Annotated in this window: 12 protein-coding genes and 2 pseudogenes; 7 read left to right on the top strand and 7 right to left on the bottom strand. The window is 55.3% G+C overall.

The genetic code is table 11. The features are described from left to right. Positions 1-59: 59 nt before the first annotated feature. Together dnaG and CENROD_RS10640 are read right to left on the bottom strand one after the other, a co-directional pair. A complete protein-coding gene (gene dnaG, locus CENROD_RS10645) occupies positions 60-1,934 on the bottom strand; it encodes a DNA primase (protein WP_022776096.1) in 1,875 nt (624 codons plus the stop codon). Positions 1,935-1,979: 45 nt separating this feature from the next. Beyond that, on the bottom strand, positions 1,980-3,026 hold the full coding sequence (locus tag CENROD_RS10640) for an SPFH domain-containing protein (protein WP_022776092.1): 1,047 nt from the start codon (positions 3,024-3,026) through the stop codon (positions 1,980-1,982). 66 nt (positions 3,027-3,092) lie between these two features. Here CENROD_RS10640 and CENROD_RS10635 point away from each other — a divergent pair, with 66 nt between their 5' ends. Next, positions 3,093-5,390 (top strand): heavy metal translocating P-type ATPase, encoded by a 2,298-nt coding sequence (locus tag CENROD_RS10635; protein WP_051360373.1) that lies wholly within the window; start codon positions 3,093-3,095, stop codon positions 5,388-5,390. A gap of 5 nt (positions 5,391-5,395) precedes the next feature. Further along, on the top strand, positions 5,396-8,152 hold the full coding sequence (metH, locus tag CENROD_RS10630; protein WP_022776083.1) for a methionine synthase: 2,757 nt from the start codon (positions 5,396-5,398) through the stop codon (positions 8,150-8,152). 139 nt (positions 8,153-8,291) lie between these two features. Here the strand turns inward: metH and CENROD_RS14605 are convergent, their stop codons facing one another. Next, positions 8,292-8,450, bottom strand: a complete 159-nt coding sequence (locus CENROD_RS14605; protein ID WP_420795907.1) for a phage integrase N-terminal SAM-like domain-containing protein — start codon at positions 8,448-8,450, stop codon at positions 8,292-8,294. Positions 8,451-8,590: 140 nt separating this feature from the next. Between CENROD_RS14605 and CENROD_RS13730 the strand changes: the two genes are divergently transcribed. The 4 genes from CENROD_RS13730 to CENROD_RS13975 all read left to right on the top strand — a co-directional run bounded on the left by CENROD_RS13730 (position 8,591) and on the right by CENROD_RS13975 (position 10,894). Then, entirely contained in the window at positions 8,591-9,175 is a 585-nt protein-coding gene (locus CENROD_RS13730; protein ID WP_022776079.1) for a BRCT domain-containing protein, read from the top strand. A 62-nt stretch (positions 9,176-9,237) separates the two neighbouring features. Beyond that, a complete protein-coding gene (locus tag CENROD_RS10625; protein ID WP_022776076.1) occupies positions 9,238-9,795 on the top strand; it encodes a hypothetical protein in 558 nt (185 codons plus the stop codon). 56 nt (positions 9,796-9,851) lie between these two features. Then, positions 9,852-10,685 (top strand): IS5 family transposase, encoded by an 834-nt coding sequence (locus CENROD_RS13290; protein ID WP_081699959.1) that lies wholly within the window; start codon positions 9,852-9,854, stop codon positions 10,683-10,685. A 14-nt stretch (positions 10,686-10,699) separates the two neighbouring features. Continuing rightward, positions 10,700-10,894: a hypothetical protein gene (locus CENROD_RS13975; RefSeq protein WP_022776073.1), complete on the top strand. Its 195-nt coding sequence runs from the start codon at positions 10,700-10,702 to the stop codon at positions 10,892-10,894. A gap of 84 nt (positions 10,895-10,978) precedes the next feature. On the opposite strand, the gene CENROD_RS10615 is transcribed toward CENROD_RS13975, so the two are convergent. The 4 genes and pseudogenes from CENROD_RS10615 to tnpA (CENROD_RS13285) form a co-directional block, all read right to left on the bottom strand. Further along, positions 10,979-11,263, bottom strand: coding sequence for a hypothetical protein (locus tag CENROD_RS10615; RefSeq protein WP_187292301.1), 285 nt, complete (start codon positions 11,261-11,263; stop codon positions 10,979-10,981). 490 nt (positions 11,264-11,753) lie between these two features. Then, positions 11,754-12,044, bottom strand: a pseudogene (gene tnpA, locus CENROD_RS10610) (IS200/IS605 family transposase); the annotation flags it as partial. Between the two features lie 184 nt (positions 12,045-12,228). Continuing rightward, positions 12,229-13,734 carry an ISNCY-like element ISSymo1 family transposase gene (locus tag CENROD_RS10605; protein ID WP_022771644.1) on the bottom strand — a complete coding sequence of 502 codons (1,506 nt, stop codon included), beginning with the start codon at positions 13,732-13,734 and terminating at the stop codon, positions 12,229-12,231. A gap of 192 nt (positions 13,735-13,926) precedes the next feature. After that, positions 13,927-14,097 (bottom strand): annotated as a pseudogene (tnpA, locus tag CENROD_RS13285) (IS200/IS605 family transposase); the annotation flags it as partial. A 384-nt stretch (positions 14,098-14,481) separates the two neighbouring features. Here tnpA (CENROD_RS13285) and CENROD_RS13725 point away from each other — a divergent pair. Beyond that, entirely contained in the window at positions 14,482-14,757 is a 276-nt protein-coding gene (locus CENROD_RS13725; protein ID WP_151194621.1) for a hypothetical protein, read from the top strand. Positions 14,758-14,823 lie beyond the last annotated feature (66 nt).

Genomic DNA, 14,823 nt, shown 5'->3' with positions numbered 1-14,823 from the left:
AGTGAATCAAGGGAAAGGCTGCACAAATTATCGATGTGGAGCCACAGCCTCAAGCAGCCTTAATCTTCCGTCGCAGCGCCAGCCTGCGCTTGCAGCCACTTGCGGCGATTTTGCAATTCCCGGTACCGATGCAACGCTTCGGGGTTGTCCCGCGACTCTTCGATGGCCCGCGTTTCCAGCACCATAAGCTGGTCGATATGCATGCGGTACAGCAGGGTACGTAGCTCGTTGCGTGTTTCGTCGATATCCGCAGGCTCTTGCGCGGATGCGTCGGCCATGCGCTGTACGGCCCATTGCTCTGCCGGGTGCCCCGCCAACCCTGCGCGCAAGGCCACCCAGGTTTGCGCGCCGTGCTCGTGAAACTGTCCTTCCAGCCAGCGCAACAGTGCGCCGTGGGGGTCGGGCAAGGCGCATAACAACGCCAGGTCTTCGGCGGTGAGTCCCTCCATCGCGCCAAGGTCGTCGAGCAGGATGCGCACGGCGCGGTCGGCACGGCTAGGGGGGCGCAACCTGCCACCCTGTGAGGCAAAAACGCGCCGCCGTGGTAAAGGCCGCAAAGATTGCGGCGAACGGCGCATGGCAGGTGTACTAGCAGGAGCAGCCCGGGAATGCCAGGCATCGGCGGATTGCTGTTCCTGCCAGATGTCCATCAGCTCCTGCCTGCCCACCTGCACCAGCGAGGCGATTTCCCCCAGCACCTGGTGCCGCAACCCCCCAGCCGGAAGCAGCTCCCACAAGGGGCGCACGCGGTGCGCAGTGCGCGAACGCCCTTCGGAAACGTGCAGATCGCAGCCCTCCTGCGCAACGTCGAGCAGAAAACGGCTTAGCGGCAAGGCCTCCTGCACAGCGTGCCCAAACGCCTGGGCGCCGTGTGCGCGGATGAAGCTATCGGGGTCGTGCTCCGGTGGCAAGAACAGGAATTTGATGCTGCGCACGTCCGTGGCCAACGGCAACACGGCATCAAGCGCCTTGCGTGCGGCGTTGCGGCCTGCGGCATCCCCGTCGAAGCTGAACACCACTGCGTCGGTGAAGCGAAACAGCTTGCCCACGTGTTCCGGCGTACACGCCGTGCCCAGCGTGGCCACCGCGTTGGCAAAACCCATCTGCGCCAGCGCGACGACATCCATATAGCCTTCGGTGACGAGGGCGTACCCGGCTTCGCGAATGCCGCCCCGGCCCTCGAACAATCCATACAGCTCACGCCCTTTGCTGAAAACGGGGGTTTCCGGGGAGTTGAGGTATTTGGGCTTGTCCGCGCCCAGCACGCGGCCGCCGAAGCCGATGCATTCGCCCTTGACATTGCGGATGGGGAACATGATCCGATCGCGAAACCGGTCGTAGCGCCGCGACTGCGCGCCCTCTTCCGCATGGTCGATCACGAGGCCGGATTCGGCGAGCAAGGGATCGTCATAGTGCGGGAACACGCTGGCGAGAAACTGCCACCCCCCCGAGGCATAGCCTATCCCGTAGCGCTTGGCGATAGCGCCATCCAGGCCACGTTGGCGCAGATACGCCACAGCGGTTTGCGATGTCTTGAGCGCCTGCTGGTACGCCGCGCACGCCTGTTCGAGCACCTGCGTCAACGTCAACCGCCGACGGACGCGCTCGCGGGCTGCCAAGGTGTCTGTAGTACCAGCGTTGTCCTGCGGGACGGTCATCCCATGCTGCATCGCGAGTTCCTGCACCGCATCGCGAAACGGCATGCCTTGGTGCTCCATCAAAAAGGTGATGGCGTCCCCGCTCTTGCCACAGCCGAAGCAGTGAAAAAACTGCTTGGCCGGGCTGACCGAAAAGGAGGGGGACTTTTCGCTATGAAACGGACACAGCCCCATCCAATTCGCACCGCCCTTCTTCAGGCGGACATGCCGCCCGACCACTTCGACGATGTCGACGCGGGCCAACAGCTCTTGCACGAACGAGGGAGGGACGGTCATGGCAGGCGGCGCGGGTTCATTCCACCTGCGGACAGGATTGCCACCTCACCCCAACTTCTGCAGCAACTCCGCCTTTTTGGCGTCGAACTCCGCAGCGGTGAGGATGCCTTTGTCGCGCAACTGGCCGAGCCGTTCGAGCATGTCCATCACTGCATCGGCGGTCGGCTCGGGGGCGGCTCGGGGGGCGGCGGATGCAGAAGCGACAGCGCCTTGCAGCCCTGCGGACAACGTCTGCGCCAGCATCTGCCCCATCGCCATGCCTGCGCCCAGGCCCATGGCATCGCCAGCCAGGCCACCCCCTGCGCCACCCCCGGCACCCTGCGCAAATTGCGGAATGGCTTGCCCGGTCTGGTATTGCAAGAACTTGGCCATGTCGTCGCCGACCATGCCCATGCCGATCTTCTGGTCGAGCACTTTTTGCAATTCGTCGGGGAGCGTGACGCTTTGCACCGTGACCGTATCGAGCGCCAACCCGAGCCGCTCGAAAGGGCCTTGCAGAGTTTTGGCGAGCAGTTGCGCAAAGTAGTCCAGGTTGGCCGCCAAATCCAGAAAAGGCACCTGCCCTGCGGCGACGGCGTTGCTGAGGTTCTGCACGACCAGCGCGCGCAACTGCCCTTCGAGGTCGGTCACTTCGTAGCGTTCGCGGGTGCCGGAGACTTCGGTGTGGAACTGTTTGGGGTCAACGATGCGGAAGCTGTAGTTGCCGAAAGCGCGGACCCGCACCGCACCGAAATCCTTGTCGCGCAGGGAGACGGATTGCGGCGTTCCCCATTTTTGGTCTAGCTGCAACCGCGTGCTGAAGAAGTACACATCGCTCTTGAACGGCGACTCGAAGAGCTTGTCCCAATGGTTCAGGTACGTCAGCACGGGCAGCGTTTGCGTCGTGAGCCGGTGTGTTCCCGGCCCGAAGACATCCGCCACCTGCCCTTCGTTGACGAACATCGCCATTTGCGAAGCGCGAACGACCAGCCGTGCGCCCGTCTGGATTTCCATGTCTTCCATCGGAAAGCGCCACGCAAGCAGGCCATCGCCTTCCTCGGTGGATTCGATGATGTCGATGAACTGCTTCTTGATGAAGTCCATGAGTCCCATAGCAAGCTCCAGATGGTGGGGAAAGTTCATGATATACCCCGATCCTTCCCCCAGATTGGGCCTTTCATGATGCTCTCCGCACCCCCTTCCGCGACCGCCGAGACGTTCGCCACCACGTTCGATCTGGGTATCCAGGGCATGCGCTGCGCATCGTGCGTGCGCCGCGTCGAACAAAGCCTGCTCGCGGTGGAAGGGGTGCAAGGCGCTGTCGTCAACCTCGCCGCACAAACTGCGCGGGTGACTGCGCTGGCGGATACCGGCTTGCAAGAACGCATCGCGGATGCGCTACGACGGGAAGGCTTCAAACCCTCCTTTGCGCTGCAGAACGAGAGGAAAGCCCACATCCGAGGGAACGATGGAGTGGGGATTTCTTCGTTGTCCACCATCTGGGCGGAGTGGGGCCAGGTGGCGCTGGCCTTGTCCTTTGCCCTGCCTTTGATGCTGCCGATGTGGGCATCGTGGCTGGGCTGGCACCTCGTGCTACCGGCCAAGTGGCAGTTTTTGTTGGCCACCCATGTGCAGGGCCTGCTGGGCGCGCAGTTCTACCTGGGCGCATGGCGCGCTTTGCGGCGGGGAACGGCGAACATGGACACCCTCGTCGCCCTCGGAACCACTGCAGCATGGGCGCTATCGACATGGCTGTGGTGGGCGGAAGGAGCCAGCGCGCATCTGTACTTTGAAAGTTCCGCGATGGTCATCACGCTGGTGCTGCTCGGCAAAGCGCTCGAAGCGCGTGCCCGACGCCAGACGACGTCGGCAATCCGCGCATTGCAAGGGCTGCGCCCCGACATCGCGCACCGCGTGGGCCAGGATGGGGAAGCGGACGTTCCGGTGGAAGACGTGCGCCCGGGGGACACGCTGGCCGTGCGGCCCGGCGAGCGCTTCGCCGTCGATGGCGTGCTCGTCGAAGGCCATACGCAAGTCGACGAAGCCATGCTGACCGGCGAACCGATGCCGGTGGATCGTGGGCCGGGGGATGCCGTCGTCGCCGGTACGGTCAACGGCGCGGCACGGGTATTGGTGCAGGTGCAGGCAGTGGGGGCGGACACAGTGCTAGCCGCAGTCGTGCGCAGGGTCGAAGACGCGCAGGCATCGAAGGCGCCGGTCGAACAGTTGGTCGATCGGATCAGCGCCGTATTCGTTCCCATCGTTTTGCTGCTTGGGATAGGAACCTTCGTCGTCGGGTGGGGAATGGGACTGCCCTTCGATACCGCGCTGCTGCGCGCCGTGGCCGTGCTCGTCGTGGCCTGCCCTTGTGCGTTGGGGCTGGCTACCCCGGCAGCGATCGTCGTCGGCACCGGGGTGGCTGCGCGCTACGGCATCCTGGTACGCGACGTGCAGGCGCTGGAGCAGGCACGGCGTTGCGACACGGTCGTTTTCGACAAGACCGGAACCCTGACCATGGGCCAGGCGCGGCTGGAACGTATCGACTGCGCGCCGGAGTACGACGAATCCTCGTGTCTGCGCTGGGCAGCAGCCTTGCAGAGCGGTAGCGAGCACCCGCTGGCACGCGCCGTGCTGGACGCAGCACGGCAAAGAAAGATCGACATCCCGCCGGTGCATGGTCTGCACGCGGTACCCGGCAAGGGGATATCCGGGGCAGTCGAAGAACATCCCTACACCTTGGGTAGCTTGGCATGGGCGCAAGAGCAGGGTGGGTCGGTTCCCGCGCTGGCGGTAGAAGCCGCTTTGCAGCAAGGGCACACCGTGTCCGTGCTGTGGCGGAATGCACCCCAGGGCACGCAGACGCTGGCGGTGCTGGCTTTTGCCGACGCAGTGCGGCCCAGCGCGGCCCCTGCCGTGCTGGCGTTGCGGTCGATGGGGATGCAGGTGCGGATGGTTTCCGGCGACCATCCCCAAGCCGTACACCGCGTGGCAAGCCAAGTGGGGATCGACCCCAACGCCACGCAAAGCGGAGCCTTGCCACAAGACAAGATCGCTGCGGTGGAAACGCTGCGCCAGCATGGGCACGGTGTGATCATGGTGGGCGACGGAATCAACGATGCCCCCGCGCTGGCCGCTGCGGATGTGGGCATGGCGATTGCGCACGGGCATCTAGGTGCCGACGTGGCCATCCATGCCAGCGCCATCACCCTGCTGCGCGACGACCTGGCGCTGGTTCCCGCAGCCATCGATATTGCCCGGCGCACCACCACGACGATCCGCCAAAACCTGTGGTGGGCTTTCGTCTACAACGTCGTGACGATCCCGCTGGCGATGTTCGGCTACCTCAGCCCCGTTCTGGCGGGAGGAGCCATGGCGCTGAGTTCGGTCAGCGTCATCGCCAATGCCTTGCGATTGCGGCGGTGGCGTCCTCCGGGCCTCGTGCCGCCAGCCCACTCTTCCCCATTCCACCACCGGTGAACCCCATGCACGCTATCCCTCCCTTACGCCTGGCCGGACTCGAACCCCTGGTACTCGGCGCCCCCGGCGCTGCCCGTGCGGGGTTCATCCCCGTGGGGGAGCGCACCAACGTCACAGGTTCCCGCGCCTTCGCCAAGATGATCTTGGCCGGGGACTTTGAACGCGCCGTCAGCGTTGCGCGCCAGCAAGTCGAGGCCGGTGCGCAGATCATCGACATCAACATGGATGAAGCCATGCTCGACGGCGAGGCTGCGATGGTGCGCTTTCTGCACCTCATCGCTGGCGAGCCGGATATCGCCCGCGTGCCGTTCATGCTCGATTCGAGCCGGTGGGAAGTGATCGAAGCCGGGTTGCGTTGCGTGCAGGGCAAAGCCATCGTCAACTCGATCAGCCTCAAAGACGGGGCAGACACCTTTCGCCAACGCGCCAGGCTGCTTTGCCGCTACGGTGCCGCAGCGGTCGTCATGGCCTTCGACGAACAGGGGCAGGCGGATACCTACGCACGCAAGATCGCGATTTGCGAGCGTGCGTACCGCATCCTTGTCAATGAGGTGGGGTTCCCCGCCGAAGACATCGTTTTCGACCCCAACATCTTTGCGATTGCGACCGGGATCGAAGAGCACAACCACTACGCCGTCGATTTCATCGAAGCCACGCGGTGGATCAAAACCCACCTGCCGGGGGCCAAGGTCAGTGGTGGCGTCAGCAACGTGAGCTTCAGCTTCCGGGGCAATGACCCGGTTCGCGAAGCGATCCACACCGTGTTTCTGTACCACGCGATTGCTGCCGGGATGGATATGGGCATCGTCAATGCAGGGATGGTCGGCGTCTACGACGATCTCGACCCCCTGCTGCGCGAACGGGTCGAGGACGTGGTGCTCGATAGGCGGCCCGACGCGGCAGATCGCCTGCTGGAGATTGCAGAGCAGGCCCGGGGCGCAGCACGGGACGAAACCCAACGGCTGGCGTGGCGGGGCACCCCCGAAGCCCCCGTTCCCGTAGCGCAGCGCCTGGGCCACGCGATGGTGCATGGCATCGACGAGTACATCGTCGCGGACACCGAAGAGGCGTACCGCGAAGTCGTCGCCCAAGGCGGGCGGGCGCTGGCCGTGATCGAAGGCCCGCTGATGGCGGGAATGGCCATCGTCGGCGACCTGTTCGGCCAAGGCAAGATGTTCCTGCCACAGGTCGTCAAAAGCGCTCGGGTGATGAAGCGGGCCGTTGCGCACCTCGTTGGGTACATCGAGGCCGAACGCCGCGAGGACGAAGCCGCAGGGCGCACCGTCACCGCACGGGGCAAGATGATCATCGCCACGGTCAAGGGCGATGTGCATGACATCGGCAAAAACATCGTCGCCGTCGTGCTTCAGTGCAACAACTACGAAGTCATCGACCTCGGCGTGATGGTGCCCGGACACAAGATTCTGGAGCGCGCCAAGGCCGAAGGGGCCGACATCGTCGGGTTGTCCGGCCTGATCACCCCCAGCCTGGAAGAAATGCAATCCGTCGCTGCGGAGATGCAGGCGGATGCGTACTTTCGCGACCGGCAGATTCCGCTGCTTATCGGCGGCGCAACGACCAGCCGCGTGCATACCGCCGTCAAGATCGCGCCCCGTTACGAAGGGCCGGTCGTCTACGTGCCCGATGCCTCGCGCAGCGTCGGCGTGGTGCAGGGGCTGCTTTCCGGCGACACAGCGGCGTACCGCGCCGCGCTGCGTGCCGACTACGACAAGGTGCGCACGCTGCATGCGCAGAAAAAACCCCCCACGCTGTGGCCGTTGGAACGCGCACGTGCCAACCGATGGATGCCGACCGGGAACGATGGACAACCGGGGTGGAAGGGCTACCGCAGCGTGGTGCCCAAGTTCCTCGGCAAGCGTGCGTTCCACCATATCGACCTGGGCACCTTGGTCGGGTACATCGACTGGAAGCCGTTTTTTCAGGTGTGGGATTTGGCGGGATCATTCCCTTCGATCCTCGACGATCCGACGGTGGGCGAACAGGCACGCAAGGTCTACGCCGACGCGCAGGCCATGCTGCGGCGCATCGTCGAAGGGCGATGGATCACGGCCAACGCCGTTATCGGCTTCTACCCCGCGAATGCAGTCGGCGATGACATCGTGCTGTACACCGACTCATCGCGCAACCACGTGGCACTGACGTGGTACGGACTGCGCCAGCAAATCGCCAGGGAAGAGATCGACGGTGCTTTGCCGCCGAACCGCTGCCTATCGGACTTTGTGCTGCCTGCGGATGCTGGGGATGTCGACTACGTGGGCGTGTTTTCGGTGACAACCGGCATTGGCGTAGAGGAACGCGCCGCGCAGTTCGTCGCAAACCACGACGACTACAGCGCCATCCTGCTCAAAACGCTGGCAGACCGCTTGGCCGAAGCCCTGGCGGAGCAGATGCACCACCGGGTGCGCACCGATCTCTGGGGCTACGCGCCGGGCGAAGCGCTCTCGATAGACGACCTCATCGCCGAAAAGTACCAGGGAATCCGCCCCGCCCCCGGCTACCCCGCCTGCCCGGACCACACCGTCAAGCAAGACGTTTTCGCGCTGCTCGACTGCGCGCAGGCCGGTATGCACCTGACAGAAAACCACGCCATCTGGCCCCCCGCGAGCGTCAGCGGTTTTTATCTATCCCACCCCGAAAGCCGGTACTTCGCCGTCGGAAAAATCGGTGAGGATCAGATTCAGGATCAGGCTGCACGCCGTGGGGTGGACATCGCGGCATTGCGCAAGATATTGGTCAGTTAGTGGCCAGTTAGGCGGGAACCCGAGTGTTGATTAGCGCATGCGTACTTTTCATGCGGGCCAGCATCTGGGGCACTTCTTCTGGTGTTAGCGCCGTTGGCAAAGGCTGTGGCCGCTTGGGTCGAGGCCGAAACGCTACCTTTCATGGCCAATGCCAAGGATGTACAAATGCCTCGCCATCATGCGGCCCCAGTTCATGCGTATGGTGCTTGCCATGAAACATGGGTAAGCGTTTTGTTCGGTCGATGTATGCTTGCTCGGTGCGCAAGCTGTAATGCCGCAAACGAAGCGCCTCTCGGATCTAGTCAAGAAAGCGAGGAGATTGGGCAGTGGGAGCATTCATGACTTCAGAGAAATGCTTGGTACACGGCAGTTTGGCAGGATAGACTGCATTGTGGTGCAGTTGAATTTACGTTAGGCTACGTTCAAGGATACAAATTTATGAGTAAATTTAAAATTACTTGTGATGAAAATGGACAGTTTTATGTTAATGATAAGCCTGTTGATAGGCGAGGCTATGGCTGGAGGCAGGAAGCTAATGGGAGTTGGTACTATTCAAAAGAAGGAAACGTAATTGACCGACTAGCTCAAGCTATTGAAAATTTGGAATTAAATCAAGATAGGATTGATAGTTGCTACTCTTTCTTAGAAAAACAGAGTTTATGGGAAGAAATAAAGAGAAAAAGAGGTGTGGGAAATTACTATAGAGACCCAGCAGCAGCTTGTTGGAATGCAATTGAAAGATTCTCAGATGAACAATCTGTCAATAAAGATGGGTCTTGGTATGGAAATACTATTTGCTTTACAGGTCAGATGTACGACCAGAGCGGGAACAAACTTGAAAGGAAAGAGGCAAGAAGAATAGCAAATAATGTAGGATTTGTATGGCTTGATAATGTAACAAATGGATGTGTTTTTTTAGTAACAGGCGAGTATAAAGAACTAACAAATAAAACTAAAAAAGCTCTGGAATATGGAACAAGTATTATTTCACCACAAGAATTTTGGAAAATGATGAATGTTTAATAAAAACTTTAACCTTATCTTATTACTAATCCGTAAACTGGTTTTCAATAAGAGAAATAATAATGAATAATGACAACGAAACCTCAAACATGTTGCAAGATACTGACGTATACAGAAGAAAATCACTTGAAATCCTTAGCCTTGCAATATCACTTAGAGACAATGGCGAACGTATAAACGATTTATTAGCAGATTTCAAAGAAGGTTTTGCAAAAGGATGGGGAGTAGCGGTCCGTACATGTTTTCTGGATGCCCTTGATATCAAGAAGACAGATAAGATTACAGACGGCAAAAAAAGCCGTATCTGGACGCAAGGCAGCACTTTTTCTTTTTCGCAAGGCGATATACTTTATGATACTCCCCAAGCCTACGAACGATGGGAAACAGCTTTGCAAAGTATCAGCATAGCATACCAAGTTTTAGCCGGCGTACCTTCACGCCCCCGGAAAGAGATTGAGCTTTTTAGAAGGAACTCCTCTTTCAATGGATCGCTTAAAGATCGCTCTACAGCAAATTTAAAGCGGCGAGAGTTAGTTTTCAAGGCTATTTCGACTGATTGGGTTGACTTAGAAATAATAAACAGTAATGTGCTTGAAGCTACTAAGAGCCTATTTCAGTAGGCTAATGATATATAATATTAATCATCACAGTCGCAATAACCCAGATGAGGAAAATTATGGGCCTGATATTTCATGATGATGGGCGGAGATTGCATGATGCACTCTGGGGAATAATAAAATCATCGCTCCCTGAACCCAAAAAACATCCCCTTGGTTGCCATAATCCGCGTGTATCTGATCGCAGCGCAATGAACGCAATTCTTTTCGTATTGCGAACTGGCTGCCAGTGGAACGCCTTAAACATGACCGGAATTTGCTCGTGCAGTTCTGCCTATCGACGCTTTCGCGAATGGACGAAAGCAGGTATATTTTCAGCCCTTTGGATACAACAATTGGTCGAATACGACAAATCCCAAGGCATTGATTGGGCATGGACATCCATGGATGGAGCGTTAACCAAAGCGCCCCTAGCAGGTCAGCAAACAACTGGGGCCAACCCAACAGATCGAGGCAAGCAAGGTGTCAAGCGCAGTGTGCTTACTGATGGTGCAGGCATACCGCTTGCCGTCGCCATCGACGGTGCGAATCGGCACGACATGAAGTTGGTCAGGAGTACGCTGGAAGACATCAAAGCAAAACGACCAGACCCGACGGATACAAAACCACAAGGCATCTGCTTGGACAAAGGATACGATTTTGATGAAGTAAGAGAGATCGTCAAAGAATTTGGCTTTACGGCTCACATTCGTTCCAGAGGCGAAGAAGCTAAATCTATAAAGCAAGAAGCTGGTTTCAAGGCACGGCGCTGGGTAGTAGAACGTACACATAGCTGGATGAATCGCTTTCGCCGAATTCTGGTTCGTTGGGAAAAACTTCCTGAAACGTATATCGCCATGTTGCACCTCACTTGCGCCCTAATCACTTTAAGGGCATATTGCCTACTGAAATAGGCTCTAATTCAGGCGTGTCTACTGACACATTGCAGAAATTGTGTGACTTAGGAGCTTTGGAAAAGAAAGTCGAGATTATTGAACCTCGTTTTCCAGGTTACATACGTTACAAAATAATGGTACCTGAAGCTGATAAATTGAAGCTCCGTGTTCAAAAAGAAATAACTACGAGCCAAGATGATTTTATTTCCTTGCTTATTACAGGGTGAGACCAACCGGCCTAATCGAGTAGGCAACGGCTTCTAGCCGTCGCCCCCCACACCACCCACCGTGCAGGTCCGCAATAGGCGGTTTCACAAGTCGGCTCGCTCGACGATGTCTTTCGCTTCATAACCATGTATCCCTGTGCCTTGCACCACAGGTCTTTCACACTCAGCAAACCCTGCTCCTGTAACCACACGCTGGATATGGCCTGATTGATAACCGGGGTTCTGAACATCTGCCAATAGCTCTTGCTGCTGATACCGTGCTGAATCGCCGACTTCAGGCTTATGCCCAAAGCCAGCAAGTTCTTGATCTTCGTACGCAGCCAGCGCCACTGTTTCCAGTAGCACATTCGGATACGCTTTCTGATCCACTCGTCTAGTTCGGGGATAGACCGGTATTACCTTGCTGCAAGTCACGCTGTGTTCCGGGATGACGATTCCACCAGTTTCTTCGGCACGCAGCGGGCAGCTCGCCTCGGCACTCTGGGCCTTCTATGCGGTTTCTGTTCGTCGTCTCGCACATTTGCACTCGGGCTTCCTCCAGACTACTTCTCGCAAAGCAGCCCTTGCCGTCGGCTAGTGGTTACTATTGCTCACGTTGAGTCCAATTCGGTTCTCCCACAGGGGACTTCCACCCCATAAGTTCGCGCCCATGCTGGGCGCACACCCTGCACTCCAGTGGATCGCACCTACGGCGCATCCCTGAGTTTGGATGTTAGGCAGCGCCGTGTCGCACTTTAGGTTTCATCTATAGCTGATTTCCATTCAAAACCAATTCCACAACTCAACAACCACCAGCTAAAGCTGGTGGGTTGATATTACGGACTGAAAGTCCGGATACGCGTCGGCTGAACGACGCGTTTTAGCCCGGCTCCATCTTGAAATCATCGTTCTGCCTCGGTTCAAAATGGTGTTCTAAGTAGCTCTTAATCATTTCTTCTGTCATCTGCCCTACAGTTGCACAAAAGTATCCTCTCGCCCAAAAGTGACGTCCCCAGTATCTCTTTTTTATGTGTGGAAACTCTTCCAACAGCTTGCTTGCTGTCCGCCCTTTCAGCCTCCGGACAATCTCACTTGGTGCCATTACCGGCGGGCAACTTACCAAGATATGCACGTGATCCTTACTTAGTGGCTGACAGAAAAGTCGGATTTTTGATGCGTGTACCCGGTACTTTCAGGAAGTGATCCGGAACCTAGACCGGATTACAAATTTTTTTGCGGTCGAATTTTGACAAAAACCATGTATCCTGCTCCAAAAATTGAATTATTGGTGAATGAAGGAAAAGCTATCCTCTGCAACCACTCATGCATCCCTTGAAAAAGACCGTCGAGCGGCATCAAGCCGCTCGACGAATGGATGGTGGTGTCGTTCGCTCGGCATCAATCGATTGCTGACGAACCACCATGCCAATACGGTAAAAATTTCGTGCCAAGACTGACAATGAAACATAGCGTTTGAATCCTTTTATTCCCTCATCGGGGCACATATCCAAACCAAAGTGTTCCAATCCATTGATCGCCGACTCTACAGCAGAATGTGCTTTCCGTAGTTTCACAAATGTCTCGCTCGATTCTCGTTCTTGTTCCGCTTGAGAACAGCGCCCTTTCTTTGGTAAAGCAGCACAGTCTAATAATTTTGCCAATTTTTTCTGATTCTCTTGACTGTGGAATCCTTTGTCAAAACTCACGGCATTCAAAGTCGAGAATCGTTCTTTGGCAGCTTCAACCATTGGTACAGCAACTTCGTTATCTTCTTGCTTCTCCATAACGTGATGATGCAGAATGAAACGATGTTGATCTTCCAGAATACAAACCTTTACCCCCAATTCCACAGGCACACCAGCCTTGCCTTTGCTTATCCACTCCGTATGCGGTTCAAACAGCGAGAATATCTTTTCCGAATGCGGAATGCGTTCCCCGTTGATCACCCTACGGCGAATCTGATCTGATAACTTTTCTGCATGCCCTATGAAGACCTGCAGCTTCGATAGCAACCCTTGCTCCTGTGCGCTGATCTGCGATGCAGCCAAGACGACTTCCTGCCTTGTTTGGGTGGCGCGCTCGAACAGCTCTTTGGCTTGCTTGAGATATTCCTCGCATGCTTCGTGGATGGCAGCTTCCTTTGCTGCACGTTTGGCTTCATTTTTTGAATGAGAGCGCCGAAGCCGCTGGATATGGCGATACTGCTTTTTGAATTGGCGATAAGAGTGTTCATGCTGACGCCAGCCAGACAATTTATGTTTCTCCGCTAACTTTGCACTCCATGCAATGATCTTTTTTATAGCATCAAAAAGAAGATTCAAATCGGTTGGAAAATGTACATCTGTTTCAACGACAAAGGAATCACAACGACCGTGTAGAACGTCGTCCGGGCTTTTTTTTACTAGCGTATGGCCGGTTTTGACCACAACTTGATTGATTCGATCAAGAATCTCTGGGGTAAATAACCTCAAATTATCTTTCAGGGTTTGCACGTTGTATTTTGTCTCATCATACCAGTCAGTATGCCCGAGCATTTGTCGCAATGTCCGATGTTGATTCACCAGCTCTTCCAATCGGTCGTAATCGATATTCAGACCCAATCGAACCACACCGATGACAAGAATTTGCCACTGCGACATACCTGGGCGACCCATATGTGCTTTTACTTTTTCACCAGAAGGGAGTACCGGGAGAATTTCTGAGAGGATAGAGAAAACTTCTTTGCGTACGTCTGGTATTGTGTAGATGTACTGAAGTCCTAGCAGCAATTTTGGGATATCATCGCGAGAACGCAGATCAAGTTGAATGTTGGCGATAGGATCTTCGCCTAATTTCATCTGAGGATTTATGACAGAGCGCATGTAGTTCCCAATTATTTTAATGAAGATTGAAGTAGGATGAAAATATTATATCAAAATTAAAAATTTTGTGTGTAATGCGACATCTTATGCATAATCTCATGAAAATCGCAGGAAAGCGGCTCAATCTTCACCCACCCAAACGTAGCGTACCCTGTTGATTTTGCATGGTTTTCTATTTTTCTGTCAGATACTACTTACCACACCCTTCACAATCCTGATTTCAAATGCCTCACATGTTTCTCGCACTAGCTCTCTGACCCGCTCCCCAATTTCTCCCGTCAGAACCTTGTAACGGTATTTCGTAACCCATACAAAGTGATACTCTATCTGGAATACTGTATGACTTCCGTATCTATAATCCATGCCGTCCCCTTTTTTGAGGCTTATTCGCGTAGCTAAAGCTGACCGGCTAAAGCCGGTGGTTTTAACCTTGTGATTGATAATAAAAAATGTTAAAGAAAATTTTTTCCTAAAGACAAAAAGATCACAACAAGATTTTCAGTTTGGATGATTTTCTGTTACTTGTAATATTATTTATTGGTGCATGGAAATTTAGCGAATACAAAAATAAACAAAGAATCCTTCAAAAAATGCACAAGAAACTGCGCAAGCATAACAACGTGAAAATCAGGCTGACCGAGAGCGAAAATCTTTAGAACAAAGGAAAGAAGAGGAGCAGGCACAGCACGATACACTAACGGCTTCATTGAAATCCGTGGATGATATTGTTGCACGCTGGAATGACCATTGAAAATTGCATCGACCACGGGAAGAATTGCATTATCCGGCCCTGTTGCAAATTTACAATCTATCAAACGAGAAACTGAAAAATTAACGGTTCCGCCTTGTCCAGATCAAGGAAAAATTCAACTAATTGAAAGCATGAACAGCACGGAAAAAGGATTTTTAACATTCATGCGTAACGAATTGAATATGGGACAGATTTTCTCTGAATCATATTTTGAAAATGCATCCAAATCTATGGAAAAATTCAAAGAAGGACAAGCATCATGTCCAGCGTAAAATTCCATGACCCTCCTTGTGCTGCAATCCTCTTTGTTACTATTCACTGTCTAACTCTGCGCCCCT

This window comes from Candidatus Symbiobacter mobilis CR, assembly GCF_000477435.1.
Lineage (GTDB): Bacteria > Pseudomonadota > Gammaproteobacteria > Burkholderiales > Burkholderiaceae_C > Rhodoferax > Rhodoferax mobilis.
This window is presented reverse-complemented; position numbering and strand designations above follow the sequence as displayed.